Source organism: Streptomyces sp. NPDC085596 (genome assembly GCF_044541565.1).
Classification (GTDB): domain Bacteria; phylum Actinomycetota; class Actinomycetes; order Streptomycetales; family Streptomycetaceae; genus Streptomyces.
On sequence record NZ_JBITTC010000004.1, the window covers coordinates 638,801 to 656,012 of the forward strand.

15 protein-coding genes are annotated in these 17,212 nt (G+C 73.0%); 6 read left to right on the top strand and 9 right to left on the bottom strand.

Annotation, left to right across the window (positions count from 1 at the left end; all coding sequences use genetic code 11):
- Positions 1–134 precede the first annotated feature (134 nt).
- A complete protein-coding gene (locus tag ACIGA3_RS15940; protein WP_399715292.1) occupies positions 135–812 on the bottom strand; it encodes an AIM24 family protein in 678 nt (225 codons plus the stop codon).
- A gap of 72 nt (positions 813–884) precedes the next feature.
- The gene (locus ACIGA3_RS15945; protein WP_399715294.1) at positions 885–2,096 is read right to left on the bottom strand and encodes a serine hydrolase domain-containing protein; all 1,212 of its coding nucleotides are present in this window, start codon (positions 2,094–2,096) and stop codon (positions 885–887) included.
- Between the two features lie 314 nt (positions 2,097–2,410).
- Between ACIGA3_RS15945 and ACIGA3_RS15950 the strand changes: the two genes are divergently transcribed.
- A complete protein-coding gene (locus ACIGA3_RS15950) occupies positions 2,411–4,207 on the top strand; it encodes a M4 family metallopeptidase (protein WP_399715296.1) in 1,797 nt (598 codons plus the stop codon).
- A gap of 145 nt (positions 4,208–4,352) precedes the next feature.
- Entirely contained in the window at positions 4,353–5,561 is a 1,209-nt protein-coding gene (locus ACIGA3_RS15955) for an SGNH/GDSL hydrolase family protein (RefSeq protein ID WP_399715297.1), read from the top strand.
- Between the two features lie 9 nt (positions 5,562–5,570).
- On the opposite strand, the gene ACIGA3_RS15960 is transcribed toward ACIGA3_RS15955, so the two are convergent.
- Genes ACIGA3_RS15960 through ACIGA3_RS15970 form a run of 3 tightly spaced genes read right to left on the bottom strand, consistent with a single transcriptional unit; the run spans position 5,571 to position 9,051 of the window.
- The gene (locus tag ACIGA3_RS15960) at positions 5,571–5,921 is read right to left on the bottom strand and encodes a UBP-type zinc finger domain-containing protein (protein WP_399715300.1); all 351 of its coding nucleotides are present in this window, start codon (positions 5,919–5,921) and stop codon (positions 5,571–5,573) included.
- Positions 5,918–7,363, bottom strand: coding sequence for an ATP-binding protein (locus ACIGA3_RS15965; RefSeq protein WP_399715455.1), 1,446 nt, complete (start codon positions 7,361–7,363; stop codon positions 5,918–5,920). The genes ACIGA3_RS15960 and ACIGA3_RS15965 overlap by 4 nt, the downstream gene beginning before the upstream one ends.
- A gap of 11 nt (positions 7,364–7,374) precedes the next feature.
- On the bottom strand, positions 7,375–9,051 hold the full coding sequence (locus tag ACIGA3_RS15970) for an FAD-dependent oxidoreductase (protein ID WP_399715303.1): 1,677 nt from the start codon (positions 9,049–9,051) through the stop codon (positions 7,375–7,377).
- A 204-nt stretch (positions 9,052–9,255) separates the two neighbouring features.
- Between ACIGA3_RS15970 and ACIGA3_RS15975 the strand changes: the two genes are divergently transcribed.
- Positions 9,256–10,119, top strand: a complete 864-nt coding sequence (locus ACIGA3_RS15975; protein ID WP_399715305.1) for a universal stress protein — start codon at positions 9,256–9,258, stop codon at positions 10,117–10,119.
- A 12-nt stretch (positions 10,120–10,131) separates the two neighbouring features.
- Here ACIGA3_RS15975 and ACIGA3_RS15980 read toward each other — a convergent pair whose 3' ends face one another.
- A complete protein-coding gene (locus ACIGA3_RS15980; protein ID WP_399715307.1) occupies positions 10,132–10,878 on the bottom strand; it encodes an MBL fold metallo-hydrolase in 747 nt (248 codons plus the stop codon).
- 67 nt (positions 10,879–10,945) lie between these two features.
- Entirely contained in the window at positions 10,946–11,575 is a 630-nt protein-coding gene (locus ACIGA3_RS15985) for an alpha-ketoglutarate-dependent dioxygenase AlkB (protein WP_399715310.1), read from the bottom strand.
- Positions 11,576–11,696: 121 nt separating this feature from the next.
- Here ACIGA3_RS15985 and ACIGA3_RS15990 point away from each other — a divergent pair, with 121 nt between their 5' ends.
- Positions 11,697–12,332, top strand: coding sequence for a TetR/AcrR family transcriptional regulator (locus ACIGA3_RS15990; RefSeq protein ID WP_399715311.1), 636 nt, complete (start codon positions 11,697–11,699; stop codon positions 12,330–12,332).
- A 5-nt stretch (positions 12,333–12,337) separates the two neighbouring features.
- Positions 12,338–14,011: an FAD-binding dehydrogenase gene (locus ACIGA3_RS15995; protein ID WP_399715457.1), complete on the top strand. Its 1,674-nt coding sequence runs from the start codon at positions 12,338–12,340 to the stop codon at positions 14,009–14,011.
- Between the two features lie 6 nt (positions 14,012–14,017).
- Here ACIGA3_RS15995 and ACIGA3_RS16000 read toward each other — a convergent pair whose 3' ends face one another.
- Entirely contained in the window at positions 14,018–14,365 is a 348-nt protein-coding gene (locus ACIGA3_RS16000; RefSeq protein ID WP_399715314.1) for a DUF488 domain-containing protein, read from the bottom strand.
- Between the two features lie 173 nt (positions 14,366–14,538).
- Between ACIGA3_RS16000 and ACIGA3_RS16005 the strand changes: the two genes are divergently transcribed.
- On the top strand, positions 14,539–15,966 hold the full coding sequence (locus ACIGA3_RS16005; RefSeq protein WP_399715316.1) for a M1 family metallopeptidase: 1,428 nt from the start codon (positions 14,539–14,541) through the stop codon (positions 15,964–15,966).
- A gap of 4 nt (positions 15,967–15,970) precedes the next feature.
- Here ACIGA3_RS16005 and ACIGA3_RS16010 read toward each other — a convergent pair whose 3' ends face one another.
- Positions 15,971–17,191 carry a saccharopine dehydrogenase family protein gene (locus ACIGA3_RS16010; RefSeq protein WP_399715319.1) on the bottom strand — a complete coding sequence of 407 codons (1,221 nt, stop codon included), beginning with the start codon at positions 17,189–17,191 and terminating at the stop codon, positions 15,971–15,973.
- Between the last annotated feature and the right edge of the window lie 21 nt (positions 17,192–17,212).

Consider the following 17,212-nt stretch of genomic DNA (forward strand, 5'->3'; position numbering starts at 1 on the left):
CACGCGGGGGAATCGCCCCGGTCCAGCGGGGGGCCGGGGCGTGGTCGGTCGTGGGGCAAGACGCGGGTACGGCGACGGGGGTTGCCCGTGCGACGCGGATCACTCCGGGTGGCGCGGGAAACCCCCGTACGGAATCAGTGCTGTTGGGGCTTCTGGGGCGTGGCCTCGCTCGGCCGGACCACCACGACGCCCTCGCCCTGGAGCATCAGCTGCACCGCCTCGCCCGAACCGCCCCGCAGCATGGACCCTATGGACTGCGAGCGGTGCAGCGAGGTCCGCAGCTGTGCGGTCCAGCCGACCACCGCGTCCGTGTCGACGTACACCGGCGTCTGCTCCGAGACCGGGATCACCAGCGGGTTGCCCTCGCAGATCAGGCCCAGTCTGCCGTGCCCGCTGAACACGCTGTTGAACAGGCCGCCGCCCGCGATGCCGGAGCCCTTCACCGTCTTGATCTCGTACGACAGCGAGGCGTCGAAACACAGCACATTGCGGCCGTTGACGGTGAACTGGTCGCCGGGCTCCACCTCGACGATGAAACAGTTCTGCGCCTCGTGCGCGAACCACGCCTCACCCCGTCCGCGCACCACCATCAGCGGCAGCCCCTCGCCGGTCACCGCGCGCTTGAGCATGCCGCCCACGCCCTGGCCCTTGCGCTCGAACTGGAGGCTGCCCCGGTGGGCGATCATCGCGCCCTGGCGGGCGAGCATCTCACCGTCCACCGCGTACTTGACGCACTTGCCGTTCTCGATCGTCATCCCCGGCTCGACGGCCGGACGGACCATGTGCTCACTGGAAAAGAGGTCACCCTTCATGAGCGCATGGTGTCCCGGACGGAACCGTTCCGCCAAGATCGCGGACCTGACGGGCCGTCCGGGACGGCGGGCTCAGCGCGCCGGGGCCGGGGCGATGTCCGCGTTGCGCTCCACCAGTGCCGCACCGCGCCGCTGCTTGGCGCTCTTCCCGCAGAACGCCGGTTCCAGGGCGCCCGCGAGCGCGTTGAGGACCTTGCCGTTGTTGGAGGTGGTGGCCACCGCCGTCAGCGCGCGCTTGCCGTCCTTCGTGGCGAACGCGTACGTGTAGTAGCCCTGCACCGCGCCCGTGTGCCCGTACACCGAGACCCCGCAGGACAGGTCCCGGCGGCGCAGGCCGAGGCCGTACGCGGTGGTCGCGTCCACCTTGGTGAAGCGCTCCATCTGCGTGAGCCCGGCGGCGGAGAGCAGCTTGCCGCCGAGCAGCGCCGCGAGGAAGGTGTTGAGGTCCTTGGCGGTGGAGATGACGGCGCCCGCGCTCTGCGCCCAGGACACGGTCTGCCCGGTCGCGTCGACCAGCGGGTCACCGGCCCGGTCCGGGGTCAGATAGCCGCGCGCGAACCGGCCGGGGATCTTGGTGTCGGGGTGGACGTAGAAGGTGTCCCGCAGCTTCAGCGGCCCTGTGATCCGGTTCTGGTACGCCTCCTTGACGGGGCGTCCGGTGATCTTCTCGATGAGCATGCCCGCGACCACGAAGTTGGTGTTGGAGTAGGAGTAGGCCGCGCCGGGCGCGTTGACGCGCGGCTTCTTCAGGGAGAGCGCGACCAGCTGGGGGTAGGTGAACACCTTCTTCCGTACGGCCTCGAAGCCCGAGACGCTCTGGGCGAACATGTCGTTGGTGTAGTCGTACAGACCGCTGCGGTGGCTCAGCACATGCCGCACCGTGATGGCATCGCTCGGCAGCAGCTTCGGCAGATACCGGTTGACCGGGGCGTCCAGGTCCAGCTTGCCCTCGTCGGCGAGCTGGAGGAGGACGACCGAGGAGAACGTCTTGGTCACGCTGCCGATGCGGAACCGGTCGGCCGTGCTCGCCGCGCGGCCGGTGCCCCGGTCGGCCACGCCCCGGCTGATCAGATGACTGCGGCCCTGGTCGTCGATCCGGGCCAGCGCGGCCGGCGCGCCCTGCGTACGGACCGTGCGCAGCACGCCGTCCACGCCCGCCGTGTCGGGCGCGGGAAGCGCGGCCGCCGCGCCCTTCTCCCCGGTCGCCGCCTGTGCCGGGACCACGAGGAGCGACAGCGCCACCGCCCCGAGTACCGCACCCCTGCCCACCGCTGCCGAGACCATCAGGTCACCACTCCCGTCCACACCGTCGTTGATGCGACTTCCGTCACATTCCGGCCTGGAACCTAGGGGATTGACGCCGCGTCTCCCCAGTCGACACACAGTCGGCCACCCGCCGATCACTCCAGGGCGCCCTTTGGGCAAAGGATTGTCCTGGAGAGCAGCGAAATGGATCATTCCTTCTTTACGTGGCCATGACTCATCCGAAAGGGTGAACCCTCGGGGCGCGACCCGCCTGCCCCGATGGCTGCCCAACGGCGCCATGTGTCACGGCGGCCGGCGCGTCCGGCCGCTGTCGAACGAAGGAACCTCCCCTGGTGCGCAGACCGCACATACGCAGTGTGGCCGTCGCCGTCGCGGTGGCGACGGCGGCCACGGGCCTGGCCGGCACGGCCTTCGCCCGCCCCGCGCCGTCGACGGCCCGCACGGCCGCCGAAGGCGTCAGGACCGCCGCCCGGACCGCCCCCGTGGTGAACGCCGCCCGCGCGGCCGCCTTCGCCCACGCCGACGCCTCCGGGGTCGGCACGGGTGACGAACTCCGCACGCAGGACGTGATGTTCGACCCCGAGGGCGGGCGCCACGTCCGCTTCCAGCGCGCCCACGGCGGCATGCCGGTGCTCGGCGGCGACCTCGTCGTCCACCTCGACCGGCAGCTCGCCTACACCGGCGTGACCACCGCGGCCGGCCAGTCCGTACAGGCCGACGCCTCCGACGCCCGGATCACCGCCCGGCAGGCAGCCGCCAAGGCGGCCGACGCCGCCCAGGGCGATGCCGGGAGCGCCGAACTCGTCGTCGACGCGCGCGACGGCGACACCGCGCTCGCCTACCAGGTCACCGTCACCGGCAGTGCCCTGGACGGCGCGAGCGGCTCGCGCACGGTCGTCGTGGACGCCGTCACCGGCGAGGTCCGCAGCAACACCCCGGACGCGGACGAGTTCCTGTCGCCGAAGCTCCGCAAGGCGCTGCGGGCGCGCGGCGAGACGGTCACCCCGTCCACCTCCGCCCCGGCCGCCCCGGGCCTCGTCGCGGGCATCACCGCGGGTGCCTCGGGCTACCCGGCCACCGCGCGCGGCACCGGCAAGACCCTGTTCGTGGGCAGTGTCCCGCTGACCACCACGCAGACCTCGCGCGGCCACTTCCAGCTCAAGGATCCGACCAGGCACAACACCGAGACGCGGGACGCCAAGGGCAAGTACACCGAGACCTTCGGCAGCGGCAGCGCGATCACCGGCACCGCCAACACCTGGGGCAACGGCAGCACCAGCAACCGCAACAGCGCGGCCGCGGACGCCCAGTTCGGCATCACCAAGACCCTGGACTTCTACAAGGGGACCTTCAACCGCGCGGGCATCACCAACAAGGGCACCGCCGCCCGCGCGATGGTCCACTGGGGCCGCGGGGTCGGCAACGCCTTCTGGGACCCGGCCTGCGGCTGCATGCTGTACGGCGACGGCGACGACATGATCAAGAAGCCGCTGGTCGTCCTCGACGTCACCGGCCACGAGCTGACCCACGGCGTGGTCGACGCCACCGCCAAGCTGGAGGCGACCTACGTCGACCGCTACGGCAACCAGTACGGCGAACCCGGCTCGCTCAACGAGTCCCTCGCCGACATCTTCGGGTCCAACGTGGAGTTCTACGCCAACAACGCGAAGAACCCGCCGAACTACCTGCTGGGCGAGAAGCTGGGCCTGAAGCAGAAGTTCCTGCGCCGCCTCGACCACCCCTCCCTGGACAAGCTGGAGGGCACCGTCGACTACTGGTCGAAGGCGACGTACAACACCGAGGTGCACGCCGGTTCCGGCGTCTCCTCGCACGCCTACTACCTCCTGGCGGAGGGCAGCGGCAAGAAGAAGATCGGCGGCGTCTCCTACGACTCCCCGACCTACGACGGCGGCGCCGTCAAGGGCATCGGCCGCGCCAAGGCCACGGCCGTCTTCTACCGCGCCCTGACCCGGTACATGGTCTCCACCACCGACTTCCACGACGCCCGTGTGGCGACGCTGAACGCGGCCAGGGACCTGTACGGCGCGACGAGCACCGAGTACCGGACCGTCGACCGGGCCTGGACCGCGGTCAACGTCAAGGCCGCCAACACCCCGGCGAACCGCTGACGCACACCGGCTCCGACAAGGCCCCGTCCCGCCTTCGCGCGGGGCGGGGCCCTTGTACAGGCGCAGACACGGAACGTACCGAGGTGCGGGGCGCGGGCGTCGGCGGGACCATCACAGGCATGGGCCAGACGAAGGAACCGGCCAGGTGAGCGGCCGGGGGAGAGCCTGCCGGGCGGCGACCGTCCTGCTGCTCACCCTCGCCGGTCAGGCGACGCCCGCCCTCGCGGCGACCCCGCCGGCCGAGGCCACCGTGCGCGGCTCCGGCGTCGTCACCTGGGCGGCGAGCGCGCAGCGCGTCGGGGCGGGCGCCGACCGGGCCTACCGGCTGATCGTGCGCGTCAGCGCCGGCGGGAGCGACCTGCGCCTCCGGCTCTCCAACGCCTACGGGGACCGCCCGCTCACCGTCGACTCCGCCCACGCGGGTCTCCAGGCGCGCGGCGCCGCCCTGCGGCCGGGCAGCAACCGGCCGCTCACCTTCGGCGGCGACCGGGCCGTCACCGTCCCGGCGGGCGGCACCGTCTGGAGCGACCCGCTGCCCGGCCGCGTCCCGGCCGGGGCCCGCCTCGCCGTCAGCCTGCGCACCCCCGGCGCCCAGGGGCCCGCCACCGGCCACGAGATGGCCCTGACCACCTCCTACCTCGGCCAGGACGCCGACACCGGCGGCGACGGCGACACCGGCTGGACCCTGACCACCGGCTCCTGGTGGTACCTCGACGCCGTCTCCGTGCGCCCCGCGCACCCCCGTACCGGCGCGGTCGTCGCGCTCGGCGACTCCATCACCGACGGCTGGGGGTCCACCCCCGGCCTCGACCGCCGCTGGCCCGACTACCTCGCCCGGCGGCTGCGCGCGGCCGGGGTCGGCGTCGCCAACGAGGGGATATCGGGCAACCGGCTCCTCGCCGGCAACAGCGGCGGCCCGAGCGCCACCCGTCGGCTGGAGCGGGACGTGCTCTCCCAGCCCGGCGTGCGCACCGTGATCCTCTACGAGGGCGTCAACGACCTCAAGGCGCGCGAAGGGGCGAGCGCGGCCGAGATCGTCGCGGGGTACCGGGAGATCACGAAGCGGGCCCACGCGGCGGGCCTGTGCGTGATAGGCGCCACCGTCGCCCCCTTCAAGGGCTGGCTCCAGTGGGACCCGGACGCCGAGACGGTACGCCGGGAGGTCAACCACCAGGTGCGCGCCGACGGCGACTTCGACGCCGTCGCCGACGTCGACCGCGCCCTGCGCGACCCCCGCGACCCCGAGCGGCTGCGCCCGGACCTCGACGCCGGCGACCACCTCCACCCCGACGACGACGGCATGCGGGCCATCGCCGGGGCGGTCGGCCCCGCGAGCCTCGACTGCCGGCGCTGAGGGTTCAGGTCAGCGCAGCAACCGCGCCCAGTCCGCCGGGACCCGCCCGGCCGGGCCCGGCACCGGCTGGTCGGCCGGGTGGCTCTCCGGGGGCGCCAGGGCGGGGCCGGACTCGTACACCTCCTGCGTGGCGTAGTTCCAGAACCAGTCCTCGCCCGGCTCGAAGCTGCGGAGCACCGGATGGCCGGTGGCCCGGTAGTGCGCGGTGGCGTGCTTGCCCAGCGAGTCGTCACAGCACCCGATGTGCCCGCACCGCGCGCAGCGGCGCAGGTGGAACCACCAGCTGTCCGACTTCTCGCACTCCACGCACCCCGTACCGCTCGGCGGCACCGACGGGTCGATCGCGGTGTCCTCGCTCATGCGCGCTCCTCGGTTCTCTCGGGTTCCGTGCCGGTACTCAGCGGAAGGCGGACCTGGAAGCGGGTGTCGCCGGGGGCCGACTCCAGCCGCAGGGTGCCGTGGTGCCTGTCGACGACGATCCGCCGCGAGATGTCCAGCCCCAGCCCGGTGCCCGCGCCGACCGGCTTGGTGGTGAAGAACGGGTCGAAGATCCGCTCCCGGATCTCCGGCGGGACCCCGGGACCGGTGTCCCCGAACTCCACCAGCGCCAGTTCCCCGTCCCGCGCCGTCCGCACGGTCAGCGTTCCGCCGCCGCCCGCTCCGGTCATGGCGGCCACCGCGTTGTCGATCAGGTTGGTCCACACCTGGTTCAGCTCCGCCGGATAGCCCGGCAGCGAGGGCAGCGTACGGTCGTAGGCGCGCACCACCTCGATGTGCGGGCCGAGCTTCCCGGACAGCATCAGCAGGGTGCTGTCGAGGAGTTCGTGCACGTCCACCACCCGGAACGGCGCCCGGTCCAGCTGGGTGTACTGCTTGGCCGCGTCGACGAGCTGGGAGACGCGGGTGGTGGCGTCCTCGATCTCGTTCATCAACAGCTCGGTCTCGATGGTGTAGTTGAGCCAGCCCACCGCGCCGCCCAGGATCTCCCGGTCCACCATCGACGCCACCCGCTCCAGCCAGTCGGCGTCCAGCCCGGCCTGCACGAACACCGGCGCGAGCCGCCAGCCGTCCGCGATGCCGTGGTCCGCCAGCCAGTCGGCGAGCGCGTCCTCCCGGTCGGACGCCTCCAGCGGACCGAGCACCGGCGCCTTGGCGACCCGCTCGGCGGTGCGCTCCTGGATCTCGATCAGGCTCGCCAGCGCGTCCCGGGAGAACGGCCCCTCCCCGATCAGCGCCAGCTTGTGCCGCATCCGCGCCACCCGCTCCCGCAGGGCCGAGGTGGCCCGCACGGCGGCCGCCGCCGGATTGTTCAGCTCATGGGTGAGCCCCGCCGACAACGAGCCCAGCGCCAGCAGCCGTTCCCGCTGCCCGATGGCCGCCTGCGTGCTCTTGGAGCCGAAGAACAGCCCCTCCAGCAGATGCACCGCCATCGGGAACCAGGCCCGCATGATCTCCGCGAACACCGGCGCGGGCAGCACGAAGAACCGCGTCGGCTCCGTCACCCGCATCGAGTTGTTGTACGCCTGCCGCACCCGGTCCCCGAGATACGCCTGCATCGCGCCGCCGTACACCCCGCGCTGCGCGGTCCGGGACACCTCCACGTCCTCGGCGCCGATCCGCCGCGAGAGCACGACCGCGCCCTCGATCAGCACATAGAAACAGGTCGCCGGGTCGCCCTCGGTGTACACCGGGCCCGGCTCGAACAGCTCCACCCGGCCCTCCCGGCACAGCCGCCCCAACTGCTCGGGCGCCAGCCGCTCGAAGAGGAACAGGCTGCCGATCTCGCCGGGGCTGCACGGCATCGGCCGCCCGCTCACGACTGCTCCAGATACCGGTGGACGAGCATCACGGCCATGGCTCCCTCTCCTACGGCGGACGCGACCCGCTTGGCCGACTCCGCGCGCGCGTCGCCCGCCACGAACACGCCCGGCACACTGGTCTCCAGGTGGTACGGCGGCCGGTCCAGCTCCCAGCCCTCCGGCAGACCCCCGTCCACGGTCAGATCCGGGCCGGCCAGGATGAACCCGCGCCGGTCCCGGCGTACGGTCCCGTCCAGCCAGCCGGTCAGCGGGGCGGCGCCGATGAACACGAACAGCCACTGCGCGTCGGCCTCTTCACGCTCACCCGTGTCCACCTGACGCAGCGTCAGCCGCTCCAGCCGGTCCGCACCGTGCGCCGCCTCCACCTCCGTGCGTCCGCGCACCGAGATGTTCGGGGCCTCGGTGATCTGCTGGACCAGGTAGTGCGACATCGACGCCGACAGGTCCGGCCCGCGCACCAGCAGCGTCACCGACTTGGCGAACCGGGACAGATACATCGCCGCCTGTCCCGCCGAGTTGGCGCCGCCCACGATGAACACGTCGTGCCCCTGGCAGGACGGTGCCTCGGTCAGCGCCGAGCCGTAGAACACCCCGCAGCCGGTGAGTCCGGCGCAGCCCTCGGCGTTCAGCCGCCGGTACTGCACCCCCGTCGCCAGGATCACGCTGTGCGCGCCGATCGCGGAGCCGTCCGCGAACCGTACGATCCGCGCCGCCCCGTTGACCTCCAGCCCCGTCACCTCGCGGGCGGTGAGGATCTCCGCGCCGAACCGGGTCGCCTGCCGGCGGGCCCGGTCGGTGAGCTGGGCGCCGGAGACACCGTCGGGGAAGCCGAGGTAGTTCTCGATCCGGGAGCTCTGCCCGGCCTGTCCGCCCGTCGCCGAGCGCTCCAGCAGGACCGTGCGCAGCCCCTCCGACGCCCCGTACACCGCCGAGCCGAGCCCGGCCGGGCCGCCGCCGATCACCACCAGGTCGTAGAAGTCGGCCGTCGGCGTCGTCGCCAGCCCCACCCGCGCGGCCAGTTCGGGAGCCTCGGGCTCGACCAGCACCCCGCCGTCCGGGGTGATCACCAGCGGCAGCCGCAGCCCGTCCTGCCCGGCCGCCGCCAGCAGCCGCCGCCCCTCCGGCTCCTCCGCCGAGTACCAGCGGTACGGCACCTGGTTGCGGGCCAGGAACTCGCGGACGTCCGACGACCGCGCCGACCAGCGGTGCCCCACCACTTTCGTGGACGGCACCGGCCGGTGGTCACCGGCCCGCCAGGCCGCCAGCAGGTCGTCCACCACCGGGTACAGCTTCTCCTCCGGCGGGTCCCAGGGCTTGAGCAGATAGTGGTCCAGGTCCACCACGTTGATCGCGTCGATCGCCGCCCCCGTGTCCGCGTACGCCGTCAGCAGCACCCGCCGCGCCCCCGGATACACGTCCATCGCGCGCTCCAGGAACTCGATGCCGTTCATCACCGGCATCCGGTAGTCCGCCAGGATCACCGCCACCGGATCGCCGCGCAGCTTCAGCTCGCGCAGCGCCTGAAGCGCCGACTGTCCGGACTCGGCGCGCACCACGCGGTACGACGCGCCGTAGCGCCGCCGCAGATCGCGGGCGACGGCGCGGGACACACCCGGATCGTCGTCCACGGTCATCAGGACGGTCCGCGCTGCGTCGGTCGGCTGTGCCATGCGTTCTCACCCCGAGCGGTCGGGTGCACGGGACGGTGTCGCTGGTCCCTCGCGCCGGTTCCCGCCCATCGTATGTGCGTTTCTCCCGCTTCGCCCCGGTGTGCATCGGTCGCCGGGTGGCGGGCGCGCACACCTGTTGTGACAAGGTCATGCCGACGACGTCGGTGACGACGGAACACGCCGGACGACGAGGAGGCTTAACGCATGACACGCCCGATCACGGCAGGGATGGACGGTACGGAGGAGAGCCTGGCCGCGCTGGACTGGGCGGCCCGCGAGGCCGTGCGCCGGGGTCTGCCGCTGCGCGTGGTGCACGCCTGGGAGGAGGCCGGGGAGCTGCCCGCCGACCGGGACACCCAGCGCGGCTGGGTCGAGGAGGGCATCGGCGGCACGGTCCGCGCCCTCGCCGAACGGCACCCCGGACTGGACGTGAGTGCCGAGCTGACCGAGGACGACGCCGTGGACGCGCTCCTCGTGGCCGGCGCGGACTCCGAGGCGCTGGTCCTCGGCACCCGCGGACACGGCGCGGTGGTCGGCTTCCTGCTCGGCTCGGTCGGCCTCCGGGTCGTCGCCAAGGCCGCGCGGCCGGTGATCCTGGTGCGCGCCGGGGACCGGGCCGAGGCCGAGTCCGCCGGACGCGAGATCGTCGTCGGCCAGCACGGCACCCCGGAGGACAGCGCCGCCGCGCTGCGCTTCGCCTTCGAGGCGGCGGCCGCCCGCGGCGCCACCGTCCGCGCGGTACGCGCCTGGACCCTGCCGCCGGTCTTCGCCTACAGCCCCGGCTCGCTGAAGCTGCTGGACGACGCGGGCGGCCTCGAACCGTACGAGAAGCGGGCCTTGGCCGACGCGCTGCGGCCCTGGCGGGAACGGTTCCCCGGCGTGCCCGTGGCCGAGCACGTCGAGATGGGCAGCGCGGGCGAGGTGCTGGTCTCCCAGGCCGCGCGGGCCCAGCTCCTCGTGGTGGGCCGCCGGGCGCGGCGTACGGCGGTCGGCGCCCGGATCGGCTCGGTCGCGCACGGGGTGCTGCACCACGCGGGCAGCCCGGTCGCCGTCGTCCCGCAGGACTGACACCCCCTGAGGTCAGGACGCCCGGTCGCGGGCCTGCTCGGCGGCGGCCCGCACCGGGCCCTCGTGCAGCGGGCCGTGGCCGGGCAGCAGGACATCGCCCTCCAGCGCGGCGACGAGAGCCAGTGAGGTCACGGCCCGCTCCGTCTCATGGTGGAAGAAGCCGTGCAGCATCTGCGGGCCCCGGACGCGGGAGGTCGCGTGCCCGGTGATCAGGGCGTCGCCGGAGACGACCACGCCCGCCTCGGGAAGGTGGTAGACGCAGTGGCCGTCGGTGTGGCCGGGCGTGTGCACGGGCACCGGGCGCCCTGGCAGATCGAGGGCGCCCCCGGCCGCGAACGGCTCGGGCTTCACCACCGGGTTGTGCTCGGTGCCGCCCGCCTTGATCACATGCACCGCCCATGGCACCACACCGGGGCGCCAGGCATTGCGCACCACGTCACCGATGGAGCACTGCTGGAGGAAGTCCCGCCGGGCGTGCGGGACTTCGGCCGGATGCAGCAGGACCGGCGTGCCGTGGGCCGCGCGCAGGTACTCGGCCGAGCCGAGGTGGTCGTTGTGCGCGTGGGTGATCAGTACGGCCGTCACCGCCTCGGGTGAACTGCCCACGGCGGCAAGGGAGTCGAGCAGCCCCTGCCGGTCTCCCGGATAACCGGTGTCGATGAGCGTGACGGCGTCGCCGTCCTTCAGGATCACCCAGTTGGTGTGGTGCCCGCGCACCAGATGGACGCCGTCCGCGACTTGCTGTACCTGTGCCCGCATGTTCCCCTCGGATTCCGGCCGATGACCTTCGTGCACCAGCCAATCAGACGCCGGTCCGCCGGGCGGGTCAGCGCACCCCGCGCGGCCGGAACTGGACGCTGATCCGGGGGCCGGCGGCCCGCGCCGACTTCGGGACGCAGTGCTCCCAGGTGCGCTGGCAGGAGCCGCCCATCACGATCAGATCGCCGTGCCCGAGGGGCCTGCGGACCGCCACCGGACCTCCGCCCGCCGGGCGCAGCAGCAGATCCCGCGGCGCGCCGACCGAGAGGATGGCGACCATCGTGTCCTCGCGGCTGCCCCGCCCGATCCGGTCACCGTGCCAGGCCACGCTGTCCCGGCCGTCGCGGTAGTGGCAGAGCCCGGCGGTGGCGAAGGGCTCGCCGAGCTCCGGCGCGTAGTGCGCCGAGAGTCTCGCGCGGGCCTCGTCCAGCACCGGGTGGGGGAGCGGTTCCCGCTCGCGGTAGAAGGCCAGCAGGCGCGGTACGGAGACCACGTTGTCGTACATCCGGCGCTGCTCGGCCCGCCAGGGAACCTCGGCGGCGAGCCGTTCGAACAGGGCGTCGGCGCCGCTCAGCCAGCCCGGCAGTACGTCGATCCAGGCACCGGAACCCAGCACGGTCCGGCGCAGCCCGTCGAGGGGGTCGAGGCGCAGCTCGTCGGCCTGGTCGAACAGTGAGCTCTGGAGGTGCGTGGACATGGGGTCAGCGTACTCCTGAATCGAAAATGCGTTCTATTGATCAAGGGGTGTCCGCTTGCACGGCTCTTTCGATACATCGGCGTATCGGATACATTCCCGTATCGAAACGGAGGTGCGGGCGATGACGGCCGAGGACAAGGCGCCGCGCGTCACCAAGCGGCGGGCGCGGACGCGGGCCGAGCTGCTCGCCGCCGCCTTCGCGGTGTTCGCCGCCAAGGGGTTCGGGCGGGTCTCCATCGAGGAGGTCTGCGAGGCCGCCGGGTACAGCCGGGGCGCCTTCTACTCCAACTTCGCCACCCTCGACGAACTGTTCTTCGCCCTCTACCAGGAGCGCGCCGACCTCATCGCCGCCCAGGTCGCCGACGCCCTCGCCCAGGACGGCCCCGCGCTCGACGTGGCCGCCTCCGTGGACCGGGTCGCCGAGGTGCTGCTGCTCGACGTGGACTGGCTGCTGGTGAAGACCGACTTCCTGGTGCACGCCGCCCGCGCCCCGGCCGTCGCCGAGGCCCTGCTCGACCACCGGGCCCGGCTGCGCGAGGCCGTCGCCGACCGGCTGCGCCGGGCCCACGCCACCGCAGCCCCGCCCGGCGGAGTGGACGCCGCCGCCCGCGCGGTCGTCGCCGCCTACGACGGGGTCACCGTCCAGCTCCTGCTGGACAAGGACGTGGACGCGGCGCGGAGCTGGCTCAAGCAACTTCTCACCGCCCTGCTGACCGGCAGCGGCACCCCCGAACGAGTCGCGGACGGAAGGACATGAACACCATGGACGCGGACGTCATAGTCGTGGGAGCGGGCCTGGCCGGCCTGGTCGCGGTGCACGAACTCACCAGCCGGGGCCGGAAGGTGGCCCTGCTGGACCAGGAGAACGCCGCCAACCTCGGCGGCCAGGCGTACTGGTCGCTGGGCGGCCTCTTCCTGGTGGACTCGCCCGAACAGCGCCGCCTCGGCGTCAAGGACTCCCTCGACCTCGCCTGGAACGACTGGCAGGGCAGCGCGGGCTTCGACCGCACCGAGGACGAGGACTCCTGGGCGGTGCGCTGGGCCCGCGCCTACGTCGAGTTCGCGGCCGGCGAGAAGCGGTCCTGGCTGCGCGGCCACGGCATCGAGCTGCTGCCCACCGTCGGCTGGGCCGAGCGCGGCGACCTGCGCGCCGACGGCCACGGCAACTCCGTACCCCGCTTCCACATCGCCTGGGGCACCGGCACCGGCGTGGTCGAGCCCTTCGTGCGGTACGCCCGGCAGGCCGAGCGGGACGGGCTGCTGACCTTCCACCACCGGCACCGCGTCGACGAGCTGGTCATCGACGGCAACAGCGCGCGCGGGGTGCGCGGCACCCTGCTCGCCCCCGACGACTCGGCGCGCGGCGTCGCCTCCAACCGGGAAACGGCGGGGGAGTTCGAGCTGACCGCCCAGGCCGTCGTCCTCACCACCGGAGGCATCGGCGCCGACCACGACATCGTCCGCCGCTACTGGCCCGAACGGCTCGGCACGCCCCCGGCCGACATGGTCACCGGCGTCCCCGCCTACGTCGACGGCCGCATGCTCGACATCAGCGCGGAGGCCGGGGTGCGCCTGGTCAACCGGGACCGCATGTGGCACTACACCGAGGGCCTCGCCAACTGGGACCCCGTCTGGCCCGGCCACGGCATCCGCGTCCTGCCCGGCCCGTCCTCCATCTGGCTCGACGCCCGGGGCCGCCGTCTGCCCGACCCCTGCCTGCCCGGCTACGACACCCTCGGCACCCTGCGCCATCTGCGCACCACCGAGGACATCGCGGGCTACGACCACTCCTGGTTCGTCCTCACCCGGAAGATCATCGAGAAGGAGTTCGCGCTCTCCGGCTCCGAGCAGAACCCCGACATCACCGCCAAGGACCGCAAGGCCGTGCTGCGGGACCGGGTGCTGGGCAAGGGCGCCCCGGCCCCCGTACAGGCGTTCCTCGACAAGGGCGAGGACTTCGTCACCGCCGGCACGCTGGAGGAACTGGTCGGGAAGATGAACGGGCTCACCGGGGAAGCCCTGCTCGACCCGGCCGAGGTCCGCCGCCAGATCGAGGCCCGCGACCTCCAGCTGGCCAACCCCTACAGCAAGGACTCCCAGGTCCAGGGCATCCGCAACGCCCGCCGCTACATCGGGGACCGGCTCGGCAGGGTCGCCGCCCCGCACCGCATTCTTGACCCCGCCGCGGGCCCGCTGATCGGCGTCCGGCTGCGCGTGCTGACCCGCAAGACCCTCGGCGGCATCCAGACCGACCTGGACTCCCGCGCCCTCGGCCTCGACGGCAGCCCGGTCGATGGGCTCTACGCGGCCGGTGAGGTGGCGGGCTTCGGCGGGGGAGGGGTGCACGGCTACAACGCGCTGGAGGGCACGTTCCTCGGCGGCTGCCTGTTCTCCGGCCGCGCCGCGGGCAGGGCGGCGTCCCGGCAGACCGGCTGACTTTGGTCAGCCCTCGATGAGGTCCCGGAGCACGGACGCCTGGCTGTGCTCCGGGTGCCGGCCGGCCGTGAGCAGGGTGACCGGGCCCTCGGCTACCTGCTCCCGCAGGGTGTCGAGGGCCTCGGCGGCCTCGGGAGCGGTCAGCTCCTTCTCGTAGCGGTGCCGGAACTCGTCGTACGAGCCGCCGTCGTGGAACCAGTGGCGCAGCTCGGTCGACGGGGTGAGCGCCTCGGGCCACTCGTCGAGGCGGGCCTCCTCCTTGGAAACCCCGCGCGGCCACAGCCGGTCCACCAGCACCCGCAGGCCGTCGCCCGGCTCCGGCGGATCGTAGATGCGGCGCACCCGCACGCTCACGGTCGGCACTCCTCATCCGGTCGGGGGACGGTCCTGCGAGCGTACTGCGGCCGGGCGGGGCCCGCCGGTCGGCACCGGGATGGCCGGAATGGGCCCCGGCGCACAGGACAGCCGGGGCCCCGGAGCCCTAACCTGTGGGCGAAGCGATCACCGCCGTCCCCGAAGGAGTGCACGTGACGTCACCCCGCCGACCGGCCGCACGACGCCGCACCGCCCTCCTCCGCCGCGAGACGGTCCTCGCCACGGTTCCCCTCGCGGTGGCCGCCCTCCTCGGCGCCGCCGCACCCCTCGAGCCGGGCACCACCGGCGCGGCAGGAGCGGGCGACCCGTACTTCCCGCTCAGCGGCAACGGCGGCTACGACGTACGCCACTACGACCTCACGCTCGGCTACGACACCGGCTCCAAGCACCTCGACGGCATCGCCGTCCTCACCGCCCGCGCCACCCAGCGCCTCGGCCGCTTCGACCTCGACCTGAGCGGCCTCACCGTCACCTCAGTGCGCGTGGACCGCAGCGACGCCCGCTTCACCCGTAAGGGCCAGGAACTCGTCGTCACTCCGAAGAGCACCCTGCGCAAGGGCCAGGAGTTCAAGGTCACCGTCCGCTACAAGGGCACCCCGAAGCCCGTCACCGACCCGGACGGCTCGACCGACGGCTGGATTCCCACCGACGACGGCGCCTTCGTCGCGGGCCAGCCGCAGGGCGCCATGACCTGGTACCCGGCCAACAACCACCCGCTGGACAAGGCGTCCTACGACTTCACGATCACCGTCCCGAAGGGCCGTACCGCCGTCGCCAACGGCGTGCTGCGCGAGCAGCGCACCGAGCACGGCCGCACCACCTTCCGCTGGCACCAGGCCGAGCCGATGGCCGCCTACCTCGCCACCGCCACCATCGGCACCTTCCAGATCCGCCGCAGCACCCTGCGCGGCGGCGTCCAGCTCTACGACGCCGTCGATCCCAGGGAGGCCCGCGCCGCCGACCCGGTGATGAAGAAGCTGCCCTCGGTGCTGGAATGGGAGGCCGGACTGTTCGGCCCGTACCCGTACCGCGCCGCCGGCTCCATCGTCGACCACGCCCCGGACGTCGGCTACGCCCTGGAGACCCAGACCCGGCCCGTGTACGACTCGGCGCCCGACCTGGACACCCTCGTCCACGAGAGCGCCCACCAGTGGTTCGGTGACTCGGTGTCCCTGACGAAGTGGCAGGACATCTGGCTCAACGAGGGCTTCGCCAGCTACACCGAGTGGCTCTACGAGGAGCAGCACGGCGCCGACAGCGCGCAGAAGACCTTCGACGCCCTCTACGCCCGCCCCGCCAAGGACAGCCTGTGGGCCTACCCGCCCGGCGACCCCGGCAACGGCGGGAAGATCTTCGGCAAGCCCGTCTACGACCGGGGCGCGATGGCCCTGCACGAGCTGCGCAGGACGGTCGGCGACCGCGCCTTCTTCCGCATCCTGCGCGCCTGGGCCACCCAGCACCGCGACGGCCACGGCACGACGGAGCAGTTCACCCGGCTCGCCGAGAAGGAGTCCGGGAAGAAGGTCGCCCCGGTACTGCACACCTGGCTGTACACCAAGGGCAAGCCGAAGACGGCCTGACGGGTCACTGCTCGCGCAGGCCCCACGGGGAGCCGTACGCGGTCAGCAGGTCGAGGAAGGGCCGGGCGGGGAAGGCTTCCGGGCCCAGCACACCCGCGCCCGACCAGGCGCCGGTGGCGAGGAGTTCGAGGGCGACGACCGGGTTGACGGCCGTCTGCCACACCACGGCCTGGGAGCCGTACTCGGTCATCGACCACTCGTTGTCGACCACGTGGTAGAGGTACACCTCGCGCGGTGATCCGTCCTTGGTGCCCCGTACCCAGGTGCCCGCGCAGGTCTTGCCGCGCATCCGGTCGCCCAGCGTCGCCGGGTCGGGCAGCCCGGCGGCCACGACGTCGCGCGGCGAGACCGCGACCGGCCCGTCCGGGCCCGGCACGGTCACCGGCGTGGTGCGGTCCAGGCCCAACTGGTGCAGCGTGCGCAGCGTCTCGGTGAACTCCCGGCCGAGCCCGTACTTGAAGGTGACCCGCCGCGCGTCCGTCCAGCGCGGCATCAGCAGCACCTCCTCGTGCTCGACGTTCACGCACTCCACCGGGCCGATGCCCTCGGGGAAGTCGAACACCTCCGGCTCGCTGAACGGCTCCGTGGTGAACCAGCCGCGCCCCTCCTCGTACACCACGGGCGGGTTCAGGCACTCCTCGATCGTGGTCCAGATGCTGAAGGAGGGCGCGAAGTCGTAGCCGTCCACGGTGAGGTTCGCGCCGTCGCGGACGCCGATCTCCTCGATGGAGTCGAAGAGTTCGTCCGCCGCGTACCGGGCGAACACGTCCGACAGGCCCGGCTCCACACCCATGCCCACCAGCGCCAGCGCGCCCGCGCGCTCCCAGTCGGCGGCAGCTGCGAACTGCTCGTCGCCGAGCTTCACCCCGCACTCCTCGTACGGGCGCTCCGGGTGCGGCCGGGACAGGGACATCGCCATGTCGACATAGGTGGCCCCGGCCGTACGGGCGGCCCGGAACAGCGGCATCACGAATCTGGGGTCGGTCGCGTTGAGCAGCACGTCGCAGCCGTGCCGTTCGAGCAGCCCGGCGACCGCCGCCTCGTCGGCCGCGTCGACCCGCTCGGCCCGGAACCGGCCTTCGTCCGCGCCGAGCGCGGCCACGGCGGCCTCGGCCCGGCCGGGGTCGTAGTCGGCCACCACCATCAGGTCGAAGAACGGACGGCGGGCCGCGATCCGGGTGACGGCGGTACCCACACCACCGGCGCCCACGAGCAGTACACGCATGACGGAAACTCCCTGCCTGAC